Consider the following 22,484-nt stretch of genomic DNA (forward strand, 5'->3'; position numbering starts at 1 on the left):
CGCACGAGACGGAGGAACCATCGTGGCGGAGAGCACCACCCGCGAGATCGGCATCATCATGAACGGCGTCTCCGGGCGCATGGGCTACCGCCAGCACCTGGTGCGCTCGATCCTCGCGATTCGCGACCAGGCCGGCATCGAGCTGCCCGACGGCTCCCGCGTCACCGTCAAGCCGCTCCTCGTCGGTCGCAGCGAGCAGAAGCTCGCGGAGCTCGCCGCCAAGCACGGCATCGCCGACTACACCACCGACCTCGACGCCGCGCTCGCGGATCCGCAGTGGGAGATCTATGCAGACTTCCTCGTGACCAAGGCGCGTGCGACCGCGATCCGCAAGGCCATCGCCGCCGGCAAGGCGATCTACACCGAGAAGCCCACGGCCGAGTCCCTGGAGGAGGCACTCGAGCTCGCCCGGCTCGCGCGCGAGGCCGGCGTCAAGACCGGCGTCGTGCACGACAAGCTCTACCTGCCCGGCCTGCAGAAGCTGAAGCGGCTCGTCGACTCCGGCTTCTTCGGACGGATCCTGTCGGTGCGGGGAGAGTTCGGCTACTGGGTGTTCGAGGGCGACTGGCAGCCGGCGCAGCGCCCCAGCTGGAACTACCGCGCCGAGGACGGCGGCGGCATCATCAGCGACATGTTCCCGCACTGGAACTACGTGCTGGAGAACCTGTTCGGCGAGGTGAAGAGCGTGTACGCCCAGGCCGCCACGCACATCCCGGAGCGCTGGGACGAGAAGGGCGAGCGCTACACGGCGACGGCCGAGGACGCCGCCTACGGCATCTTCGAACTCGACGGCGGCATCATCGCCGAGATCAACTCGTCGTGGACGGTGCGCGTGAACCGCGACGAGCTCGTCGAGTTCCAGGTCGACGGCACCCACGGATCCGCTGCCGTGGGCCTGTTCGGCGCCAAGATCCAGCACCGCAACGCCACCCCGAAGCCGGTGTGGAACCCCGACCTGGCCGACGAGCACGACTACGACGCCGACTGGGCCGAGGTCCCCACGAACGACGTGTTCCTCAACGGCTTCCGGCAGCAGTGGGAGGAGTACCTGACCTCCTACGTGCTGGGCACCGACTACGCCTTCGACCTGCTTGCCGGGGCCCGCGGGGTGCAGCTCGCCGAAGCCGGCCTGCAGTCCTCCGCCGAGGGGCGCAAGATCGCGCTGCCCGCGCTGAGCCTGGCCGCGGCGAACGCGGACTGAGGCCGCTATGACGACGATCCGCCTCCTCGCCGTCGACGGCGCGACCTCCGATGTCGCGCTCAACGACTCCGGTGCGTATACACGCCCCTCCGCGCCGCTGCAGAGCCGCGTCGCCTACGCCGCCGCGCACGTGGTGCCGAAGGTGCACGCCGACAACACCCCGGGGCAGCCCGCCGACATCGACTGGGACGCCACGCTCGCGTTCCGCCGCAACGTCTACTCCTGGGGCCTGGGCGTCGCCGACGCCATGGACACCGCGCAGCGCAACATGGGCCTCGATGCAGCAGCGACCCGCGAGCTCATCGCCCGCAGCGCCGAGGTCGCACGGGAGGAGGGCGGATCCGTCGTCGTCGGCGTCAACACCGACCACGTCGACGAGGAGCGGATCCCGCTGTCGCAGGTGATCGACGCCTACGTCGAGCAGCTGCACTTCACCGAGGAGCAGGGCGCCGGGCCGGTGCTGATGGCCTCGCGCCATCTCGCCCGGGTGGCGGAGTCGCGCACCGACTACCTCCGCGTGTACGCGGCTGTGCTGCAGCAGGCGACGACCCCTGTCGTTCTGCACTGGCTCGGCACGGCGTTCGACCCGCAGCTGGAGGGCTACTTCGGATCCTCCGACTGGCGCGAAGCCTCGGCCACGCTGCTGCGGATCATCGCCGAGAACCCGGGCAAGGTCGCCGGCGTGAAGATGAGCCTGCTGAACGCCGAGTCCGAGATCGCGGTGCGCGAGCAGCTCCCCGAGGGCGTGCGCATGTTCACCGGCGACGACTTCAACTACGTCGGCCTGATCGGGGATCCGGTCCCTGAGGCTCACGAAGGACCTGAATCGCCGCGTCGCGGCCACTCCGACGCGCTGCTCGGCGCGTTCGCCGCGATCACTCCGGTCGCTTCGGCCGCGATCCAGGCGCTCGACGCCGGGGATCCGGCGCGGTACCTCGAGATCCTCGGGCCGACCGAGGAGCTCAGCCGTCAGGTGTTCGCCGCGCCCACGTTCTACTACAAGACCGGCGTCGCCTTCCTGGCGTGGCTGAACGGCCACCAGCCCGCGTTCCAGATGGTCGGCGGGCTGCACTCCGCGCGCAGCCTGCCGCATCTCAGCCGCATCGTCGAGCTCGCGAACGCGTCGCTCGCGCTGGAGGATCCGGAGCTCGCGCGTGAGCGCTGGCACGGCATGCTGCGACTGAACGGGGTGGACGCATGACCGCCGTGGATCCGCACCTGTCCATCAACCAGGCCACGATCAAGTACGCCGACCTGGCCACCGCGCTCCGCGTGACCGCCGAAGCCGGCGTGCAGGCCATCGGGCTGTGGCGCGAGCCCGTGAACGAGGTCGGTCTCGATGCGGCCGCGCGCATGCTGGCGGATTCCGGCCTGCGGTTCACGACGCACTGCCGCGGCGGGTTCTTCACCCTGCCCGAGGGAGCGGAGCGCGCCGCCGCACTCGACGACAACCGGCGCGCGATCGAGGAGACGGCGACGCTCGCCGCCGCCGGCGCCGAGGGCTCCACGGCCGTGCTCGTGCTCGTCGCCGGCGGGCTACCCGAGGGGTCGCGCGACCTCATCGGCGCACGGGAGCGGGTGCGCGACGCGATCGGCGCGCTGTCCGCCGACGCGCAGGCGGCGGGCGTCACACTCGCGATCGAGCCGCTGCATCCGATGTACGCGTCGGACCGGGCCGTGGTCTCGACGCTGGGCCAGGCGCTCGACATCGCCGCCGACTTCGACCCCGCCGTGGTCGGCGCGGCCGTCGACACCTTCCACATCTGGTGGGATCCCCAGGTGCTCGAGCAGATCGCCCGCGCCGGGCGCGAGGGCCGCATCGCGACCTACCAGGTGTGCGACTGGAAGACGCCGCTGCCCGCAGACGTGCTGCTCAGCCGGCACTACCCGGGCGATGGCGTCATCGACTTCGGATCCCTCACCCGGGCGGTCGTCGCGGCCGGCTACGACCGCGACTTCGAGGTGGAGATCTTCAACGCGGACATCTGGGCCCAGGATCCGGCCGAGGTCGTGCGCCGCACCGCCGAGACCTTCGCAGCGGCGGTCTCGCCGCACCTGGCCTGACGCCTGCTCCGCTGCGCTTCGCGGTTCCTGAGCGAGCGCAGCGAGACGAAGGACGCACCGGGACTGTCGAAGAGCGACGGCGCTCCCTCGTCGCCCCGCCAGAACGCATGAAAGGCTGACCCCATGAGCATCCGACCTGGACTGTGCTCCGTGACCTTCCGGCAGCTGGATCCGGCGGCGATCGCGGCGCTCGCCGCCGACGCCGGACTCGAGGCGATCGAGTGGGGCGGCGACGTGCACGCGCCCGCAGGGGACACGGCGCGCGCGGCCGAGGTCGCGCGCATCACCGCCGACGCCGGCCTCGCCGTCGCCTCCTACGGCTCGTACTTCCGCGGCGACGCGGGGGAGGAGATCGCCCCCGTGCTCGACGCGGCGGAGGCCCTCGGCGCCGACCGGATCCGGGTCTGGGCGGGGCGGATCGGATCCGCCGACGCGACGGCGCAGGAGCGTGCGGCGACGATCGACGCGCTGGCGGCCGCCGCCGACCAGGCCGGCGCGCGCGGGGTCTCGCTCGCGCTCGAGTTCCACGGCGGCACCCTCGCCGACGACGCGGAGCAGACGCTGCGCGTGCTGGACGAGGTCGGCAGCCCGCACCTTTCCACGTACTGGCAGCCCACGGTCGGCGCCTCCGACGACGTCGCCGTAGCCGAGTACCGGCGGCTCGCCGACCGCGTCTCCGCGGTGCACGTGTTCTCGTGGTGGCCCGCCGCGGAGCGCCTCACGCTCACCGCGCGCGACGGGCTGTGGCGGGCGTTCGCCGCGGCCGCGCTCGCCGCCCCGGTGCCTCCGCGCGATGCGCTCCTCGAGTTCGTGCCCGGGGACGAGCCGTCAGCCCTCGCCGCCGAGGCCGCCGCCCTGCGGACTTACCTCGACCGGCGGGGTCTCCCCGGCGCCCCCGCGGGAACTATGCTCGGGGCATGACACCGGAAAGCCCTTCCCTGCGCACCGGATCCGGCGCCCCTCATGCCGTGACGCTGCAGGACGTCGCACGCGAGGCCGGTGTCTCGCTCGCCACGGCCTCGCGCGTGCTGAACGGCTCGGAGCGCAAGGTCGCCGAGGCCTACCGGGAGCGGGTCGAGCGGGTCGCCGAATCGCTCGGATACACGCCCAACATGTCGGCGCAGGCGACCGCCCGCGGGCATTCCCCGATCATCGCGCTCCTCGTGGCGGACATCGCCGACCCCTACTTCGGCCAGATCGCGGCAGGTGTCGCCCGCGGCGCCGACGAGCGCGGCCTGGTCGTGACGATCTCCATCACCGAGCGGGATCCGGAGCGCGAGAACCGGATCCTGCGCGCCCTGCGCGGGCAGCGGCCGCAGGGCATCATCCTCGCCGCATCCCGGGCGGACCGCGGCGCCGAGGAGGGCGCGGCGGACGCCGCCGACGCCGAGCTGGCGGCGTTCGAGCGCTACGGCGGACGCGTGGTCGCGTTCGGGGAGCGCCCCGGGGGCAGCGGCACGCGCGCGATCGTGATCGACAACGCGGGCGGGGCGGAGGAACTCGGCCGGCGCATGGCCGCGCTCGGCTACCGCAGGGCGATCGGCATCGGCGCTGCGGAGGGCGTGCGCACTTCCGACGACCGCCTCAACGGCTTCGCCCGCGGGTTCGCTTCGGGCGGGGGGCGCCTGGACCGGATCCATCGCGGCGACTTCCGCAGGGAGTCGGGGGCCGCGGCGATGGCGGCGGCGCTGGCCGAGGGCGTCGAGCCCGGCACGCTCGTGTTCGGGATGAGCGATGTGGTGGCCCTCGGCGCGATGTCGGCGATCCGCGGGGCGGGCCGCGAGGTCGGCGCGGACATCGCGGTGTGCGGGTTCGACGACGTCTCCGCGAGCGGCGATGTGAGCCCCGCGCTGACGACCGTGCGGGTGCCGCTCAACGACGCCGGATACCAGGCGTTCCGCGCCGTCGTCGACGAGGACTGGACCCAGGCGCCGCTGCCGGTCGAGGTGATCGTGCGCGGCAGCACCCCGCGCATCGCCTAGCCGGCGTCGCTGCGACGTCTTCGCCCGGCATCGCCTAACCGCGTCGCTGATGGTCCCTGAGCGTCCTTGGTCTCGCTGCGCTCGCTCAGGAACCGCGTGGCGAGACGAAGGGCGCTCAGGAACCGCGCGCCGGGGGCGATCGAAACGCCCTTCGTCTCGTCGCTGCGCTCCTCGCTCAGGGACTGGCGAGTCAGGAACCGGGCGGCGAGACCAGGCGCGCTCAGGAACCGCGTGGTGAGACGCGCGTCAGCCGCCGAGCGCGGCGCTGACGACCGAGCGGGCCTCCTCCTGCACCCGGGCGAGGTGCTCCGCGCCGAGCAGCGACTCCGCGTAGAGCTTGTACACGTCCTCCGTGCCCGAGGGGCGCGCGGCGAACCAGGCGTGCTCGGTCTGCACCTTGAGGCCGCCGATCGCCGCGCCGTTGCCGGGCGCGTGCGAGAGCTTCGCGGTGATCGGCTCGCCCGCGAGCTCGGTCGCCGACACCGACTCCGGCGACAGCTTCGACAGCGCCGACTTCTGCTCCGGCGTGGCGGGAGCGTCGACGCGCTGGTAGGCGGAGGCGCCGAACGCCTCCTCGAGCTCGCGGTAGCGCTCGGACGGCGTCTTGCCGGTCACGGCGATGATCTCCGCGGCCAGCAGGCAGAGCAGGATCCCGTCCTTGTCGGTCGACCACACGGATCCGTCCTTGCGCAGGAACGACGCCCCGGCCGACTCCTCGCCGCCGAACGCGACCGAGCCGTCGAGCAGGCCCGGCACGAACCACTTGAACCCGACGGGCACCTCGAGCAGGCGCCGGCCCAGCGACTCCGCCACGCGGTCGATGATCATCGACGAGACCAGGGTCTTGCCGATGGCCGCATTGCGGTCCCAGCCCTCGCGGTGCGAGAAGAGGTAGTCGATCGCGACGGCCAGATAGTGGTTGGGATTCATCAGCCCGGCGTCGGGGGTGACGATGCCGTGCCGGTCGGCGTCGGCGTCGTTGCCGGTGAGCACGTCGTAGTCGCCCTTCTTGGCGACCAGCGAGGCCATCGCCGACGGCGACGACGGATCCATCCGGATCTTCTCGTCCCAGTCCAGCGTCATGAAGCGCCAGGTCGGGTCGACCTCGGGGTTCACGACGGTGAGGTCGAGACCGTGCATCTCGCCGATGAGCGCCCAGTACTCCACCGAGGCCCCGCCGAGCGGATCCGCGCCGATGCGGACGCCGGCCTTCTTGATCGCCTCCACGTCGATGATCGACGGCAGGTCGCGCACGTAGGCGTCGCGGAAGTCGTAGGTGCCGAGGCTGCCGGCGTCGATGTCGGCGAAGCGGGTGCGCTTCACGCCCTCGAGGCCCTGCTCGATGAGCTCGTTCGCACGGTTCGCGATCCAGCCGGTCGCGTCGGTGTCGGCGGGGCCGCCGTGCGGCGGGTTGTACTTGAACCCGCCGTCGCGGGGCGGGTTGTGCGACGGGGTGACCACGATGCCGTCGGCGCGTCCGGGCTCGTCGTCGCTGCGGTCGCGGTTGTAGGTGAGGATCGCGTGGCTGAGCGCGGGGGTCGGCACCCACGCGTCGCGGGAGTCGACGAGCACATCGATGCCGTTCGCCACGAGCACCTCGATCGCGCTGCGCTCCGCCGGACGGCTCAGCGCGTGCGTGTCGCGGCCGAGGAACAGCGGGCCCGTGATGCCCTGCGCCGTGCGGTAGTCGACGATCGCCTGCGTCGTGGCGAGGATGTGCTGCTCGTTGAAGCTGCCGCTCAGCGACGAACCGCGATGTCCGCTCGTGCCGAACACGACTCTCTCCGTGGACACCGCCGGATCGGGGATCCGGTCGTAGTAGGCGGCGATCAGCTCGTCGACGTCGATCAGGTCGCTTTCCTCCGCGGGGAGGCCGGCACGGCTCGTCATGCCGACAGTCTGCCGCGTCGGGACGAGGTTCGCATCTTGATTTCCGTGCGCCTGTGCCGACGCGGATCCGCTCCCGTCCTGGATCCGTGCGGCTCCTGTGCCGGATCCCGCCGAACGGACCCCGCAGGTCACGGACGCCGGCGCGTCCGACGGCGCGGACTAGGCTGAACGCCGTGACCGATGCCGCCCCCGCCCGCCGCACCTACAGCTATCTGGGTCCCGCGGGCACCTTCACCGAGGCTGCGCTGGACCAGGTCCCGGAGGCACGCGGTCAGAACTGGCGCCCGGTGCACAACGTCGGCGAGGCGCTCGCGGACGTGCTGGAGGGGCGCAGCGACGCGGCGATGATCGCGATCGAGAACTCCGTCGAGGGCGGGGTGACCACCACCCTCGACGCGCTGGCGACGCTGCCCGGGCTGCGGATCGTCGGCGAGTACCTCGTGAAGGTGGACTTCGTGCTCGTCGCCGCTCCCGGGACGCGCATCGAGGACGTGACCGTGATCGCCGCACATCCGGTCGCGTACGCACAATGCTACGGCTGGCTGGGCGAGCACCTCCCGCGGCACCAGCACGTGCCCGCCGCGAGCAACGTCGCCTCGGCCCTCGGGATCCTGGACGGATCCCTGCCCGCCGACGCCGCGATCGCTGCGCCCGGCATCGTCCAGCACCACGAGCTGGAGCTGCTCGCCGACGGCATCGGCGACAACGACAACGCCGTCACCCGCTTCGTGCTCGTGGCCCGCACCGTGGCGCCCGCGCCGCCGACGGGCGCCGACAAGACATCGCTCATCGTCGAACTGCCCGAGGACCACGCCGGTGCGCTGCTCGAGCTGCTGGAGCAGTTCTCCACCCGCGGCATCAACCTGTCGCTGCTGCAGTCCCGCCCGATCGGCGACGAGCTGGGCCGGTACCGCTTCGTGCTCGACGCGGACGGGCACATCCAGGACGAGCGCATGGCCGATGCGCTGCTCGGGATCCGCCGGTTCAGCCCGCGCGTCGTCTATCTCGGCTCGTACCCCCGGGCCGACCGCCGCATCGTGAAGTACCCCGAGCGCTACGCGGACGACGTGTTCGTCGAGGCGCGCGACTGGCTGCGGGGTCTCATCGCCGGCGAGCCCGAGGCCTAGGGATCCGCTGCGTTCTGGCGTTCTGGCGTTCTGGCGTTCGGGTGTTCTGGCGTCCGCGCGTTCAGGTCGCAATTTCTGCGGCAAGACGCCGGTTTTGAAGCAGAGATCGCGACCTGAACCCGGGTTCGGGGCCGTGGGACGCCGTCGCCGTCAGCCCACGGGGACGATGAGATCGGCGTGGTCGCGGCGCGCGCGGATCCGCCGCGCATTCGGCTCGTCGACGTACGCCACCCAGGCCTCGGCCTCGGCGGGCGACTTGCCGAACGCGACGTGCCGGGCCACCAGCCGCCGGATCCGCAGGTCCTGCGGGACGTCGGCGTACCAGATCTCCGCGGCGACGTCGCGCACGAGCGGCCACGGCGCGGTCTCGTCGAGCAGGTAGTTGCCCTCGGTGAGCACGAGCGCGGGACCGGGCGGGATCACCCGGTCGGCGGCGATCGGCTGCTCGATCGTGCGCTCGAACCCGGGCACGTAGACCGGATGGTCCACCTCGCTGAGCACGCGCCGCAGCGTCGCCAGGTAGCCCCACCCGTCGAAGGTCTCGACCGCGCCCTTGCGCTGCCGCAGGCCGAGGGCATCGAGGTTGGCGTCGCCGAGGTGGAATCCGTCCATGGGCAGCCACGCCGCCGGCACGCCCCGGGCGGTGAGCGCAGCGAGCAGGGCGGTGGTCAGCGTGGTCTTGCCGGCTCCGGGCTCGCCGGCGATGCCGAGCACGACCCGGTCCGCCCGTCCGGCCAGCACGGCCGCACGGGCGACGAGGGCGGGGTCGAGCTCTGGCACGCTCGCACTCTAGCGGGGTGCGGCCGGGTGTGGCGGCGCGCGGGGTGCGAGGTGCGGGCGGCCTCTCCATCGGGCGCTGGCGCCGGGAGGGGCTTCGCCCACCCCGCGAGAGGGAAAACGCTGCTCGCAGCACGGCCGCAGCGTCGTTTTCCGTCTCTGAGGGGATCCGGATAGGCCCGCGGGATGGAAAACGCTGCTCGCAGCCCCGCCGCAGCGTCGTTTTCCATCTCTGAGGGGATACGGACGGACCCGTGAGCGGGAAACGCCGTCGGCAGCCGGATCCTGGCGCCCCTATTCATCTCGTCCCGGTCGGGCTCACAAAGCGCTGCGCCGTGTCCCCGGTCGCGCGCTCTCCGCCCGCGGCCGCGCCTGCCTCAGTCGGCGAGCAGCTCCAGCGTCTGGATGCGGCCGGGCGTGCGGTGCGGATCCTCGGCGGAGAAGGATCCTGCGACGGGGGAGATCATGATCTCGTCGACGCCGTGCTGCTCGGCGAAGGCCTCCAGCGACGCGCGCACGGAGGCGGCGTCGCCGACGAACCAGTTCGCGAGGGCGGCGGCGTGGATCTGCTCCTCCTGCGGGTCCGGGCTCGCGGCCAGGGCGGCCCGTGCCTGCTCCACGGTCTCGAGCGCGGTGAGCGGACGGTTCAGCCGCAGCCGCGCCATCATCCGCAGCTGCGGGATGGCGCGCTCGGCGGCCTCCTCGGCGGTGGGCGCGGCGACGACGTTCGCGGTGAGGAAGGTTCGCGGCTCGGGGTGCGCCTCGGTGGGGCGGAAGCCGTCGCGGTACAGGGACAGGGCGCGGTCGAGGCCGTGGCCGGAGAAGTGGTTCGCGAAGACGTAGGGGAGGCCGAGCGACGCGGCGAGCTGCGCCGAGTAGTCGCTGGATCCGAGCAGCCACACCTCGGGCGCGCCGGTGGCGGCGGGCGTCGAGCGCACCGCGTACTCGCCGCCCGACGTGAACTGCACGGTGGCGCCGTCGGGCTGCAGCATGAGCGCGATGTCCTGCACGTGGTCGGGGAAGCGCTCCACGTCGCCGGCCGTGCCGGAGGCGCGCAGCAGCTGGGTGATCACGGGGTCGCTGCCCGGGGCGCGGCCGATGCCGAGGTCGATGCGGCCCGGGGCGATCGCCTCCAGCGCGGCGAACTGCTCCGCGACGATGAGCGGCGCGTGGTTGGGCAGCATGACGCCGCCGGATCCCACGCGGATGCGCTGCGTGCGCGCAGCGGCTGCAGCGATGAGCACCGGCGGGGCGGTCGAGGCCACGGCCGGCATGTTGTGGTGCTCGGCGAACCAGTACCGCCGGTAGCCCAGCTCGTCGGCGCGCGCGGCGAGGGCGAGCGACGCCGACACCGCCTGAGCGCTGGTCTGCCCGGTGCGCACCGGGACGAGGTCGAGGACGGAGAGCGCGAGAGAAGACATCCCTCAGGGCAACGCGACCGGATCCCGGGGCATTCCGGATCCGAGTCCCGCGGCATTCCTGATCCAGATCGGTTCCGTCCCGGCACAAATCAGGCTGCGCGCGACTCTGCAACGCTGGAAGTCGCTGGTCCGGTCGGGACGGAGTCGCCCAGCCTGAATTGCGCACGCCGGTGACCCTTGACCCGTCCGCGCCACCGGCGTAGGCCGGAGGCATGGACCGCTTCGTGGATCGCGCCGACGCCGGGCGCCGGCTCGGGATGCGGCTGGCCGCGGACCCGACGGGGAAGGGTGCGAACGCGGTGGTGGCCGCGGATCCCAGCGGGAGGGGCAGCGCGGATGCGAGCCCGGTGGCCGCGGACCCCAGGGGGAAGGGTGCGGGCCCCGGTGCCGATGCCGCGGCAGGCGCGCGCCCGGGCGCCCCGACGCCGGGCGCAGGCGCACGCCCACGCGCCCCGACGCCGGGCGCTGCCGCACCGGATCCGGTCGTGCTCGGCCTGCCCCGCGGTGGGGTGCCCGTCGCGGCCGAGGTGGCGCAGGTGCTCGGCGCTCCGCTCGACGTGCTCGTGGTGCGCAAGGTCGGCGTGCCCTGGCAGCCGGAGGTCGCGATGGGCGCCGTCGGCGAGGAGGGCGCGACCGTCCGCAACCCCGAGGTGGTGCGCGTCGCCCGGGTCGACGAGGAGGCGGTGCGCGCGGGGGAGCGCCGCGAGCGCGCCGAGGTGGAGCGCCGGGCGCTGCTGTTCCGCGGCGGGCGCCCTCCGGTGCCGCTGACGGGACGCACGGCGCTCATCGTCGACGACGGCATCGCGACGGGGGCGACCGTGCGCGCGGCCTGCGCGATCGCGCGCGCCCGGGGCGCCGCGCGGGTCGTGGTGGCGGTGCCGGTCGCCGCACCCGATGCGCTCGCCGCGCTGCGCGCCGGACCGGAACCCGACGCCGATGCCGTGGTGAGTCTCGCGGCCCCCGACGACTTCATGGCTGTCGGCATGCACTACCTCGATTTCCGCCAGACCTCCGACGAGGAGGTCATCCGGATCCTCGCCGCGGAGACCGGCGGCTGAGCCGGAGGCCATCCGGATCCTCGCCGCCCCCACGTCGTCGAGCGCCCTTCGTCTCGCTGCGCTCGCTCAGGAACCGTCCTCCGTCTCGCTGCGCTCGCTCAGGAACCGCCCTTCGTCTCGCTGCGCTCGCTCAGGAACCGGAGCGCTCGACAGCGACCCCGCCGGAGCCGCGCGACCGCGACCCCGACCGCGCGACAGCGACCCGACGGCTCGACAGCGACGCCGGCGACAGCACCGCGACAGCGGTGCGACAGAGCCGCCCCGGTAGCCTGGCGCCATGGACGCCGAGATCTTCTACGTGCTGGTCGGATCCGTCATCGTCGCGGCTGTCGCCCGCTGGCGCGGCTGGCCGGCGCCGCTGCTCGTCACGGTCGTGGCGCTCGCGGTGTCGTTCATCCCCGCGGTGCCGAACCTGCGCATCGACGGGCACGTGCTGCTGACGTTCGTGCTGCCGCCGCTGCTGTACTCCGCGTCGCTCGACGTGTCGGTCGTGAGCTTCCGGCGCAGTCTGCCGCAGATCCGTCGGCTCGGGGTGGGCCTGGTGATCGTCACGACCGCCGCGGTCGGGCTGGTGGCGTGGCTGATCATGCCGTCTCTGACCCTTCCCGGCGCGCTGCTGCTCGGCGCGATCGTGGCGCCGCCCGACGCGGTGTCCGCCGCCGCGATCGGGCGCCGACTCGGGCTGCCCCGCCGGGTGATGACGGTGCTGTCGGGGGAGAGCCTCATCAACGACGCGACTTCGCTGACCCTGTACCGGGTGTTCGCGCTGATCCTCGCCGGCACCACCGTGACGGTGGGCAGCGGCCTGAAGGACTTCGTCGTCGCCGTGGTCGCGGGGGTCGGCATCGGCGTGGTCGCCGGTCTCGGCATGCACCAGCTGCGCATGCGGATCTCGGATCCGGTCGTGATCGGCACGTTCGGGCTGCTCGCCCCGTTCGGCGTGTACGCGATCACGGAGCACCTGGAGGGATCCGGTGTGCTCGCGGTCGTCGCGATGGGGCTGGTCGTCGGCTACAACGCGCCGCGCACGAGCTACGCGACCCGGATGCAGGAGGCGCCGATCTGGTCGTCGGCCGACTTCCTGCTGGAGTCGTTCGTCTTCGCATACATCGGGCTGCAGCTGCCGCCGGTGCTCGCCGAGCTCGGCGCGACGCAGGTGGGCGGCGTCCTCTGGCTCGCCGCGGCGGTGTTCATCGTGGTGCTGCTGGTGCGGCCGATGTTCGTGTACCCGGCGTCGGCGTGGGGCGCGTTCTGGTCGCGGCTGCGGCTGCGCCAGTTCGAGAAGGCGCTGGCGTCGGGGGAACTCCAGAAGCGCGTCGACGCGGTCGCCGAGAAGCAGCGGCGGCTGGGGCGGCCCGGTCGCCGCGCGACGGAGGCGGAGCTGCGCGAGCGCTTCCGGGAGTCGCAGCTGACCTGGCGCGACAACGCGGTGATCTCGTGGGCCGGGATGCGCGGCGTGGTGACCCTGGCCACCGCGCTCGCCGCGGCCGACCTCGCCGGGCTCGACAGCGAGGCGTCGCATGCGATCGTCGTGGTCGCGTTCCTGGTGACGGTGGGCACGCTGCTGCTGCAAGGGCTGACGCTGCCGCTGCTCATCAAGGGGCTCGGCGTGGCCGACGTCACCGACGAAGAGGAGGAGGATCGCCGTCAGCTGGCGCAGGTGCGCGCCCGCACGCGCGAGGCCGGCAAGGTCTTCCTCGACGAGAGGCGCGCCGCGTGGGAGCAGCAGCACGGGGCGGCGTCGCTGGGCTGGTTCGACCGCTTCGCGCAGCGGTTCACCCGGGTGGAGCGTGATACCGAGAACGGGCAGCGCGACGAGGACAGCATGCCGCGCCCGAGCCGCGAGGAGCTCGTCGGCCTGTCGAAGGGGTGGCTGCAGGTGCGTCGCGACGTGCTCATCACCGAGCGCGACGCGGGCACGTTGAACGAGGAGGTCATGCGCGAGCTGGTCCACGCGATGGACGCCGAGGAGCTCGCCCTCGACACCCGGGTAGCGACGGGCCCCGCCGAGCGCTGACGCCGGATCCGGATCCATCCCCGTCCTTCAGGTCGCACTTTCGGCGCCAAACGACGCCGGGAAGCGCAGAAATCGCGACCTGAAGTCATCCGGGGACAGCAGGAGACCCCCGGATCCGGAAGGATCCGAGGGTCGCATGCCGTATGCGCTCAGGCCATCGCGGGGACGCGCTCAGGCCATCGCGGGGACGCGCTCGAACGCGCTCCCGGCGCGGGACAGCGCGTGGCGCACGTGCCAGCGGGCGCTGTAGGTGCCGTCGGGCAGGGTGCTGAGCAGGTCGCGGTCGGCGAGGGCGAGGCCGTCGTGCAGGGCCTCACGCATCAGGTCGTCCCGCGACGCCGGGTACTCCATGCCCGCGAGGAACCGGTCGAGTGTGGATGGAAGCACCATCTCTCTTCTCCTCTCGTGGTGGGCAGATCGCGGTCAGGCGTCGATCTGCTGCTGCTGGTCCAGAGACTGCACCGCGATGCGGCGCGGCTTGGCGCGCTCGCTCACCGGGATGATCACCGTGAGGACGCCGTTGTCGTATGAGGCATTGATCCCGTCGAGGTCGACGCCGTCACCGAGGGCGAACTGCCGGAGGTACGAGCCCGCGTCGCGCTCGCGCGTGAACCAGCGGACATTGTCCTGTCCGCCCATGGTGCGCTGGGCGCGGATCGAGAGCTGCCCGCCGTCGACATCGACGTCGATGGAGCCCGGGTCGACGCCCGGCATGTCGGCGTGCAGCACGTACCGGTCGCCGTCGCGGTACAGGTCCACGGGCATCCGCCGGAGCGCGCGCGGCGAGTCGAACACGCTTGCTGCGAAGCGATCGAGCTGGCTGAGAGGATCGAAACCGAGGGTCATGTCTACTCCTTTCCTGTGCGGCCCGTGAGGGCGTGCGGTCTGTGAGGATGCAGGAGCTGCACGAGGATGCAGGATCTGCATCTGAAGGTGTAGATTTGTTATAGACCAGTGTTTGGAAAGTTGCAAGTGCTGAGGAGACCCCGCATGGCAGAGCGCGATTCCACGACCCCCGTGTACGGCATCGCCGTGGCTGCGGAGCTCGCGGACATGAACGCGGCGAGCCTGCGGCTGCTCGAGCAGAAGGGCCTGCTGACCCCGGCCCGCAGCGACGGGGGCACGCGCCGGTACAGCGACGACGATGTCGCCCGCCTGCAGCGTGTCGCCCGCCTGCGGGACGAGGGCATGAACATCGCGGGGATCGGGAGGGTGCTCGCCCTGGAGGACGAGAACGCCGGCCTGCGGGACGAGCTCGCGGCCGAGCGCGCGGAGAGCGCCGAACTGCGCCGCCGCGCGTCCGAGCAGGCCTGAGGCTTCAGGGCCAGGCGGATCCGCCCCGCCTCGGTCCCTGAGCCTGTCGAAGGGACCGAACGAGGGGCCAAGCCCGGCCCCTGAGCCTGTCGAAGGGACGGGCGTCGCCGGCAGCCATATACAACACGAGGCCCCCGGATCCCGACAGATCCGAGGGCCTCGTATAGGAGAGGAGCGTCAGCGCGCCGCGGACCCGACCGCAGCCTCGTCGGCGGCCGACTCCGCGGCCTCGGGTGCCTCGTCCTCGATGTCCTCGGCGAACGGCAGACCGTTGCGGGGCGCGTTGTAGAGGTCGAGATCGAGGATCCCCTCGCGCTTGGCGACGATCGTCGGCACCAGGGCCTGGCCCGCGACGTTGACCGCGGTGCGGCCCATGTCGAGGATCGGGTCGATGGCGAGCAGCAGGCCGACGCCCTCGAGCGGCAGGCCCAGGGTCGACAGGGTGAGGGTCAGCATCACGATCGCACCGGTGGTGCCGGCGGTCGCGGCGGATCCGACCACCGAGACGATGATGATCAGCGCGTACTGCATGATGCTCAGGTCGATGTGGAAGAACTGCGCGACGAAGATCGCGGCGAGCGCCGGGTAGATCGCGGCGCAGCCGTCCATCTTGGTGGTGGCGCCGAGCGGCACCGCGAACGAGGCGTAGCCGCGGGGCACACCGAGGTTGCGCTCGGTGACGCGCTCGGTGAGGGGCAGCGTGCCGATCGAGCTGCGGCTCACGAACGCGAGCTGCACGGCGGGCCACACACCGGAGAAGTACTGCTTGATGGAGAGGCCGTGGGTCTTCACGAGGATCGGGTAGACCACGAACAGCACCAGGGCCAGGCCGAGGTAGATGGCGCCGGTGAACCAGGCGAGCGAGGTGAGCTTGTCCCAGCCGTAGTTGATGACGGCGGATCCGATCAGGCCGAACGTGCCGATCGGGGCGATGCGGATGATCCACCACAGCACGCGCTGGATGACCTTGAGCAGCGATTCGGTGAAGGCGAGGAACGGCTCGGCCTTACGGCCCGCCTTGAGCGCCGCGATGCCGACGGCGACCGCGACGACGATGACCTGCAGGATGTTGAAGCTCACGCCGGAGACGAACGTGCCCTCGGCAGGGCCGGCGGTGGTGTTCACCGCGAGGCCCAGGAAGTTCTGCGGGATGAGGCCGAGGAGGAAGTTCCACCAGGTGCCGACGGTGGGCGGGGCGCCCTTGGCGAGGTCGGTGCCCGCGTGCGCGCCCGGCTGGATGGTGATGCCGAGCACGATGCCGATGGACACGGCGATGAACGCGGTGATCGCGAACCAGAGCAGGGTCTGGCCGGCGAGGCGCGCGGCGTTCTGCACGCGGCGCAGGTTGGAGATGCTCGCGACGATCGCGGTGAAGATGAGGGGCACCACTGCTGCGCGCAGCAGCGTGACGTACGAGCCGCCGATCTTGTCGAGCGTGTCGGACAGCACCGTGTGGTTGTCGTGCGTGGCGCCGAGCTGGCGGCCGATGAGGCCCGCGGCGATGCCGAGCACGAGTGCGGCGATGATCTGGAAGCCGAACGACGTCAGCAGCTTGCGGACGGGTCCGCGCGTGTCCGGCGCCTTCGGGCGCCGTGCGGTGGTGGTGGTGCTCATGAGGACTCCAAGTCGGTGCGCTGGGGTGCGCCGGGGAGGATCGGCGCGGTGCGCGCCGGGACGATGGGCGCCGTAGCGCCGGATGTCTTCAACGCTATGAGTCCGCTGGTATTCCATTCGCGGCTATGACGAAGGATGACGATCCGTGGGTCCCTGAGTGAGCCGCAGGCGAGACGAAGGGCGCTGGCATCGTTACGAACGCGCCGCCCCGATGTCGGCTCGCGCGCCGCCTCTCACGGCGGCCGTGCGAGGCAAGGTGCGGTGCACGCCGGGAGCGATGCGCGACGGCCCTTCGACGGGCTCAGGGACCGGAGTGCGCGGCGGCCGGGCACGGTCCCTTCGACGGGCTCAGGGGCTGGGAGGCTCAGGGTGCCGGAGGGCTCAGTTCACGCAGGGGACATTCCCCGACTGCAGCGGCGTCGACGAATCCGTGTAGACCGGGTGCGGCGCCGGCGTTGAACCGGACGACCCGGAAGACCCAGAACCCGAAGACGGCGAACCGGATCCGGAAGCCGACGGCGTCGGAGAAGCAGTCGGCGTCGCCGTCGGCGGGTTCAGCAGATCGTGCACCTGCGCGCGGATCGCATCCACGTCGACGATGTTCACGTCCTGACCGTCGACCGTGTCGAAGTGATCGATCGGCAGCGTCACGAACGAGATGTTGCCGCCGGCCAGACTCTGCGCCTGCTGAGCGAACGACAGCAGATCCAGATCGTCGTCCATGGCGACATCCTTCTTCGCCACATCGATGAGCTTCTGCAGCTTGCCGAAGTCGGTGAACGTCGACGCCTGCCTGAGCTTCACCGCCAGCGACACGATGAACGCCTGCTGACGACGCGTCCGATCCAGATCCGTCAGCTCGAAATCGCTCGACGTGGTGTCGCGACGCTGCCGCACGAACGCCATCGACTGCGCTGCGTTCAGCTGCTGCACGCCGGCGGGGAAGTCGGCGCCCGAGAACGTGTCGGCGGTCGCGTGGTTCAAGCACACCGTGATCGGCTGCACCGCCTCGGCCACCTCGTAGAACGCGGCCATCGTCACCTCGACGAAATGATCGATCCGCACCCCGCCGAGGAATTCCGACACCGTCTTGATCGTGCTCTGCCGAGCGGCCGTCCGCGCCTGCTGATACGCGTCCGCCTCCGGCACACCCTTGTCGGAGAGCCCTTGCAGCGACGCGTTCATGGCATCGCCGTACGCCTCCTTGATCTTGCCCTTCTCGACGCCGCCCGGCGCATCCGGGAAGTCCACGTAGTCGTCGCGCGGGATCGAGATGCCCACGGCCTTGCCGCCGTTCGCGGGGATGTGGATGAGCATCAGCACGTTGGTGTTGTACCCGCCGACCGACGCGTCCTCCGCGTGGATCTGGTCGTAGATCGCCTGCGGGAACGGCTTGCCGTTCACATCCACGCGGCTGTCCAGCCCCATGATCAGGATGTTCGATTCGCCCGTGTTCTGCTTCGGGCCGGTCACTCCGGCGATGGACGAGCGGCGGATCCCGTTGTTCGCATCCACGTACGTGATCACGGCGAACGCCGCCGCAGCGATGAGCGCGAGCACGATGACCGCGACGATCCCCACGATCCAGCGGCGTCGTCGGTACATGCGGCGCCGGGCGGCGTGCTGCGGGGTCATCGTCATCGTCCGGATCCGTTTCTGTCGGCGGACTTCGAGCCTCTCGCGCCCACCTGTGCGGATTCCGGGAAGAGAGATGCGCCGGATCCACGCGCCGTGTCACGATGAGCGCATGTTCATGGTGACGACCAATGACGTTCCCGGCTACCGCGTGACCCAGGTGCTCGGCGAGGTGATGGGCCTCACCGTGCGATCGACGAACTTCGGGCAGGGGTTCACCGCCGGATTCCGGGCCCTCGGCGGCGGCGAGATCCCCGAGTTCACGAAGCTCATGTACGAGAGCCGCTACGAGGTGATGAACCGGATGTGGGCCGAAGCCGTGCAGCGCGGGGCCAACGCCGTGATCGCCATGCGCTTCGACTCCGGATCCCTCGGCAGCTTCAGCGAGATGTGCGCCTACGGCACCGCGGTGCTGATCGAGCCGATCGCCGCGCCCACCGCGCAGGCGGCCCCGCCGGCACCGGCGCAGCCCGCCCCGCCGGCTCCGCCTGCGGCCTGACCGTTCTCAGGCGGGAACGTCGCGACCGGCCGGCTTCGGTGCCTTTCCGGCCCCGGACGTTCCATCCGGCCTGAGAACGGTGCGAGAGGCGGCTGTCAGTCGGTCGGCGCGAGCACGAGGAGATCGCCGACCTCGCAGTCGAGCGCGGTGCAGATCGCGCGCAACGTGGAGTACCGGATCGCGCGCGCCCGGTCGTTCTTCAGCACGGACAGGTTCACGATGCTCACGCCGACCATCTCGCTCAGCTGCGTGAGGGTCATCCCGCGGGCGGCGAGGAGTTCGTCGAGGCGGCAGTGGATCCCGGCGCCGTCCTCGTCTGCAGCCGCCGGTGTCACACCAGCCCCTCCGTGTCCTTCTGCAGGCGCGAGCCCAGCTGGAAGGCGGTCGCGATGAGGGCGAGCGCGAACCCCCAGCCGACCGGTGCGAGGCCGATCTCCGCAAGGAACGGCCACAGGATCTTGTGCACCCCGGGATCGCCCGCCGCCAGGTGATCGACGGCGATCGAGCGCCCGAGCGCTCCCGACAGCTGGCCCAGCAGCCCCGCCGCCAAAACGAGGATCGCCGCGACACCGATCGCCGTCGACATCGACCGCCGGAACGGGCGCGCCCGGATCAGCGAGACGCCGAGCCACCACGCCACGACGCAGACCCCGACGGTGGCGAGCGCCGGCAGAGCGCCCTCGAGGACCAGCAGCCAGCGCGCGCCCGCGGGCAGGCCGCCGACCGTCACTGAGGCGGCGGAATAGCTCGATGCGAGCACCTCCGGCACGTCGTCGAGCTCGGGCACGGAACCCCCGTCGTGCAAGGGGAGCGGGATCGTGACCGCGGGGCCGAACAGGTCGATCGCCCGCAGCACGATCGCGATGACCGCGGCGATCGCCACGCTGACGGCTCCCGTGGCGATGAGGCCGAGGACGAAGCCCTCGCCGAGTCGCCGACGCCTCGGCCCTGTCGTCGTGTCGTGGATCGTCATGACCGCTCCTTATCGAGGATCGTTGTTATCGATGTTCGTTAACATAACGACAGTCGATAAGGGCGTCAAGGTGGAGGGATCCGCACCCTTCGACAAGCTCCGCGACCGGAACGTGCCATGGGTCCCTACCCTTGGACGGGCTCAGGGCCCGGAGCGGTCCTTTCGACCGGCTCAGGGGCCCGGTCCGTCACGATCCGTCGCAGGGGTCAGCCCACGGCGAACAACGGCGTCCGGCTCTCGTGCGGTCGTTACTCTCGATGTATCCGGCACGAACTGTGCCATCGCCCGCACCACGGGCAACGAACAAGGAGTGACATGTTCGAGAGATTCACAGACCGAGCCCGTCGTGTCGTCGTCCTCGCCCAGGAAGAGGCGAAGATGCTCAACCACAACTACATCGGCACCGAGCACATCCTCCTCGGCCTCATCCACGAGGGCGAGGGAGCCGCGGCAAAGGCACTGGAGTCGCTGGGCATCTCCCTCGAGTCCGTGCGCGAGCAGGTGCAGGACATCATCGGCCAGGGCCAGCAGCAGCCGACCGGCCACATCCCCTTCACGCCGCGCGCGAAGAAGGTGCTCGAGCTGAGCCTGCGCGAAGCGCTGCAGCTCGGCCACAACTACATCGGCACCGAGCACATCCTCCTCGGCCTCATCCGCGAGGGCGAGGGCGTCGCCGCCCAGGTGCTGGTCAAGCTCGGCGCCGACCTGAACAAGGTGCGCCAGCAGGTCATCCAGATGCTCTCCGGATCCCCGGGGCGCGAGCCCGCCGCCGTCTCCGGCGCCGCGCACGACAACGCCCAGCAGGCCGCGCAGGGGTCGCAGGTGCTCGACCAGTTCGGGCGCAACCTCACCCAGGCCGCGCGCGAAGGCAAGCTCGACCCGGTGATCGGGCGCGAGAAGGAGATCGAGCGGGTCATGCAGATCCTGTCCCGCCGCTCCAAGAACAACCCGGTGCTGATCGGCGAGCCCGGCGTCGGCAAGACCGCCGTCGTCGAGGGCCTGGCTCAGGCGATCGTGAAGGGCGACGTGCCCGAGACGCTGAAGGACAAGCAGCTCTACTCGCTCGACCTCGGATCCCTCATCGCCGGATCCCGCTACCGCGGAGACTTCGAGGAGCGCCTGAAGAAGGTCACCAAGGAGATCCGCACGCGCGGCGACATCATCGTCTTCATCGACGAGATCCACACCCTCGTGGGTGCGGGCGCCGCCGAGGGCGCGATCGACGCCGCGTCGATCCTGAAGCCGCTGCTCGCCCGCGGTGAGCTGCAGACGATCGGCGCCACCACGCTCGACGAGTACCGCAAGCACTTCGAGAAGGACGCGGCCCTCGAGCGCCGCTTCCAGCCGATCCAGGTCAACGAGCCGAGCCTGCCCCACGCGATCAACATCCTGAAGGGCCTGCGCGACCGCTACGAGGCGCACCACAAGGTGCAGATCACCGACGGCGCCCTCGTCGCCGCGGCGAACCTCGCCGACCGCTACGTGTCGGATCGGTTCCTTCCGGACAAGGCCATCGACCTGATCGACGAGGCCGGCGCCCGCCTGCGCCTGTCGATCCTGTCGTCGCCGCCGGAGCTGCGCGAGTTCGACGACAAGATCGCGAAGGTGCGCGAGGAGAAGGAGCAGGCCTCCGAGGAGCAGGACTTCGAGAAGGCCGCCGCCCTGCGCGACCAGGAGAAGGAGCTGCTCGCCGAGCGGCTGCGCCTGGAGAAGCAGTGGCGCTCGGGCGACGTTGCGACCAACGCGGTCGTCGACGAGGGCCTGATCGCCGAGGTGCTGGCCCAGGCCACGGGCATCCCGGTGTTCAAACTCACCGAGGAGGAGTCCAGCCGTCTCGTCTTCATGGAGAAGGCGCTGCACCAGCGCGTCATCGGCCAGGAGGAGGCGATCGCCGCCCTGTCCAAGACGATCCGTCGTCAGCGCGCCGGCCTCAAGGACCCGAAGCGCCCCTCGGGCTCGTTCATCTTCGCCGGCCCCACGGGCGTCGGAAAGACCGAGCTCGCCAAGGCGCTCGCCGAGTTCCTGTTCGACGACGAGGGCGCCCTGATCTCCCTCGACATGTCGGAGTTCGGCGAGAAGCACACCGTCTCGCGGCTGTTCGGTGCCCCTCCCGGGTTCGTCGGCTTCGAGGAGGGCGGCCAGCTCACCGAGAAGGTGCGCCGCAAGCCGTTCTCCGTGGTGCTCTTCGACGAGATCGAGAAGGCCCACCCGGACATCTTCAACTCGCTGCTGCAGATCCTCGAGGAGGGTCGTCTCACCGACGGCCAGGGCCGCGTGATCGACTTCAAGAACACCGTGATCATCATGACGACGAACCTCGGTTCGTCGGCGATCGCCGGTGGTCCGGTCGGCTTCCAAATCGAGGGCAACGCGCAGAGCACCTACGAGCGGATGAAGGGCAAGGTCGACGAGGAGCTCAAGCGCAACTTCAAGCCCGAGTTCCTGAACCGTCTCGACGACGTCATCGTGTTCCCGCAGCTGAACAAGGACGAGCTGCGTCAGATCGTGGGCCTGTTCACGAAGCGCCTGAGCGACCGCCTGCTCGACCGCGACATGACGGTGGAGCTGACGGACGCCGCGAAGGACCGCCTCATCGAGCTGGGCTTCGACCCGACGCTCGGCGCCCGGCCGCTGCGCCGTGCGATGCAGCGCGAGGTCGAGGACCAGCTGTCGGAGAAGATCCTGCACGGCGAGCTCAACCCGGGCGACCACGTGCACGTGGATGCCGTGGACGGGAAGTTCGTCTTCACCACCGGTCCGCGCGGGGAGAAGGTCTCGGTCGGCGTGAACACCGCCGGAACCATCCCGACCACGCCGGACCTGGCGGCAGGAGCCTGATCGGATCCTGATCCGGATCGACATTCGGTTCGGATCCGGCTTCGGTTCGGGTCCGGCTTCGGATCGGATCCGGC

At 71.1% G+C, this 22,484-nt stretch carries 20 protein-coding genes; 11 read left to right on the top strand and 9 right to left on the bottom strand.

What is annotated here, in order from left to right:
• The first annotated feature begins 58 nt into the window (after nt 1-58).
• The 5 genes from AERO9AM_RS02535 to AERO9AM_RS02555 all read left to right on the top strand — a co-directional run bounded on the left by AERO9AM_RS02535 (nt 59) and on the right by AERO9AM_RS02555 (nt 5,247).
• Entirely contained in the window at nt 59-1,201 is a 1,143-nt protein-coding gene (locus AERO9AM_RS02535) for a Gfo/Idh/MocA family protein (protein WP_159577325.1), read from the top strand.
• Between the two features lie 7 nt (nt 1,202-1,208).
• The gene (locus AERO9AM_RS02540; RefSeq protein ID WP_159574750.1) at nt 1,209-2,402 is read left to right on the top strand and encodes a dihydrodipicolinate synthase family protein; all 1,194 of its coding nucleotides are present in this window, start codon (nt 1,209-1,211) and stop codon (nt 2,400-2,402) included.
• A complete protein-coding gene (locus AERO9AM_RS02545; RefSeq protein WP_159574751.1) occupies nt 2,399-3,265 on the top strand; it encodes a sugar phosphate isomerase/epimerase family protein in 867 nt (288 codons plus the stop codon). The genes AERO9AM_RS02540 and AERO9AM_RS02545 overlap by 4 nt, the downstream gene beginning before the upstream one ends.
• 123 nt (nt 3,266-3,388) lie before the next feature.
• Nucleotides 3,389-4,186, top strand: a complete 798-nt coding sequence (locus tag AERO9AM_RS02550) for a sugar phosphate isomerase/epimerase family protein (protein WP_159574752.1) — start codon at nt 3,389-3,391, stop codon at nt 4,184-4,186.
• Nucleotides 4,183-5,247, top strand: a complete 1,065-nt coding sequence (locus tag AERO9AM_RS02555; RefSeq protein WP_159574753.1) for a LacI family DNA-binding transcriptional regulator — start codon at nt 4,183-4,185, stop codon at nt 5,245-5,247. The genes AERO9AM_RS02550 and AERO9AM_RS02555 overlap by 4 nt, the downstream gene beginning before the upstream one ends.
• A 246-nt stretch (nt 5,248-5,493) precedes the next feature.
• Here AERO9AM_RS02555 and pgm read toward each other — a convergent pair whose 3' ends face one another.
• Nucleotides 5,494-7,137, bottom strand: coding sequence for a phosphoglucomutase (alpha-D-glucose-1,6-bisphosphate-dependent) (gene pgm, locus AERO9AM_RS02560; RefSeq protein WP_159574754.1), 1,644 nt, complete (start codon nt 7,135-7,137; stop codon nt 5,494-5,496).
• Between the two features lie 164 nt (nt 7,138-7,301).
• Here pgm and pheA point away from each other — a divergent pair, with 164 nt between their 5' ends.
• On the top strand, nt 7,302-8,264 hold the full coding sequence (gene pheA, locus AERO9AM_RS02565) for a prephenate dehydratase (RefSeq protein ID WP_159577326.1): 963 nt from the start codon (nt 7,302-7,304) through the stop codon (nt 8,262-8,264).
• Between the two features lie 150 nt (nt 8,265-8,414).
• On the opposite strand, the gene AERO9AM_RS02570 is transcribed toward pheA, so the two are convergent.
• Together AERO9AM_RS02570 and AERO9AM_RS02575 are read right to left on the bottom strand one after the other, a co-directional pair.
• Nucleotides 8,415-9,044: a nucleoside/nucleotide kinase family protein gene (locus AERO9AM_RS02570; RefSeq protein ID WP_159574755.1), complete on the bottom strand. Its 630-nt coding sequence runs from the start codon at nt 9,042-9,044 to the stop codon at nt 8,415-8,417.
• A gap of 374 nt (nt 9,045-9,418) precedes the next feature.
• A complete protein-coding gene (locus AERO9AM_RS02575; RefSeq protein WP_159574756.1) occupies nt 9,419-10,462 on the bottom strand; it encodes an LLM class flavin-dependent oxidoreductase in 1,044 nt (347 codons plus the stop codon).
• 212 nt (nt 10,463-10,674) lie between these two features.
• On the opposite strand from AERO9AM_RS02575, the gene AERO9AM_RS02580 reads away from it, so the two are divergent.
• The gene (locus AERO9AM_RS02580; protein WP_236602452.1) at nt 10,675-11,520 is read left to right on the top strand and encodes a phosphoribosyltransferase; all 846 of its coding nucleotides are present in this window, start codon (nt 10,675-10,677) and stop codon (nt 11,518-11,520) included.
• A gap of 277 nt (nt 11,521-11,797) precedes the next feature.
• A complete protein-coding gene (locus tag AERO9AM_RS02585; protein WP_159574757.1) occupies nt 11,798-13,537 on the top strand; it encodes a cation:proton antiporter in 1,740 nt (579 codons plus the stop codon).
• 171 nt (nt 13,538-13,708) lie between these two features.
• Here AERO9AM_RS02585 and AERO9AM_RS02590 read toward each other — a convergent pair whose 3' ends face one another.
• Nucleotides 13,709-13,927 carry a DUF2795 domain-containing protein gene (locus AERO9AM_RS02590; protein WP_159574758.1) on the bottom strand — a complete coding sequence of 73 codons (219 nt, stop codon included), beginning with the start codon at nt 13,925-13,927 and terminating at the stop codon, nt 13,709-13,711.
• Between the two features lie 33 nt (nt 13,928-13,960).
• Nucleotides 13,961-14,383 carry an Hsp20/alpha crystallin family protein gene (locus AERO9AM_RS02595; RefSeq protein ID WP_159574759.1) on the bottom strand — a complete coding sequence of 141 codons (423 nt, stop codon included), beginning with the start codon at nt 14,381-14,383 and terminating at the stop codon, nt 13,961-13,963.
• Between the two features lie 144 nt (nt 14,384-14,527).
• Between AERO9AM_RS02595 and AERO9AM_RS02600 the strand changes: the two genes are divergently transcribed.
• Complete coding sequence (locus AERO9AM_RS02600; protein WP_159574760.1) at nt 14,528-14,851, top strand: MerR family transcriptional regulator; 324 nt, start codon at nt 14,528-14,530, stop codon at nt 14,849-14,851.
• A gap of 177 nt (nt 14,852-15,028) precedes the next feature.
• Here the strand turns inward: AERO9AM_RS02600 and AERO9AM_RS02605 are convergent, their stop codons facing one another.
• The gene (locus AERO9AM_RS02605) at nt 15,029-16,465 is read right to left on the bottom strand and encodes a dicarboxylate/amino acid:cation symporter (protein WP_159574761.1); all 1,437 of its coding nucleotides are present in this window, start codon (nt 16,463-16,465) and stop codon (nt 15,029-15,031) included.
• Nucleotides 16,466-16,846: 381 nt separating this feature from the next.
• Nucleotides 16,847-18,106 (bottom strand): LCP family protein, encoded by a 1,260-nt coding sequence (locus tag AERO9AM_RS02610; RefSeq protein ID WP_236602453.1) that lies wholly within the window; start codon nt 18,104-18,106, stop codon nt 16,847-16,849.
• Between the two features lie 106 nt (nt 18,107-18,212).
• Between AERO9AM_RS02610 and AERO9AM_RS02615 the strand changes: the two genes are divergently transcribed.
• Nucleotides 18,213-18,599, top strand: a complete 387-nt coding sequence (locus tag AERO9AM_RS02615; RefSeq protein ID WP_159574762.1) for a YbjQ family protein — start codon at nt 18,213-18,215, stop codon at nt 18,597-18,599.
• Between the two features lie 95 nt (nt 18,600-18,694).
• On the opposite strand, the gene AERO9AM_RS02620 is transcribed toward AERO9AM_RS02615, so the two are convergent.
• Together AERO9AM_RS02620 and AERO9AM_RS02625 are read right to left on the bottom strand one after the other, a co-directional pair.
• On the bottom strand, nt 18,695-18,934 hold the full coding sequence (locus tag AERO9AM_RS02620; protein WP_159574763.1) for a helix-turn-helix domain-containing protein: 240 nt from the start codon (nt 18,932-18,934) through the stop codon (nt 18,695-18,697).
• The gene (locus tag AERO9AM_RS02625) at nt 18,931-19,572 is read right to left on the bottom strand and encodes a hypothetical protein (RefSeq protein ID WP_159574764.1); all 642 of its coding nucleotides are present in this window, start codon (nt 19,570-19,572) and stop codon (nt 18,931-18,933) included. The genes AERO9AM_RS02620 and AERO9AM_RS02625 overlap by 4 nt, the downstream gene beginning before the upstream one ends.
• Nucleotides 19,573-19,887: 315 nt before the next feature.
• Between AERO9AM_RS02625 and AERO9AM_RS02630 the strand changes: the two genes are divergently transcribed.
• Nucleotides 19,888-22,410 (top strand): ATP-dependent Clp protease ATP-binding subunit, encoded by a 2,523-nt coding sequence (locus AERO9AM_RS02630; RefSeq protein ID WP_159574765.1) that lies wholly within the window; start codon nt 19,888-19,890, stop codon nt 22,408-22,410.
• Nucleotides 22,411-22,484: the final 74 nt, after the last annotated feature.

Origin of the sequence: Microbacterium sp. 8M, from assembly GCF_902506375.1 — a bacterium.
In the GTDB taxonomy this organism is placed as follows: Bacteria; Actinomycetota; Actinomycetes; order Actinomycetales; family Microbacteriaceae; genus Microbacterium.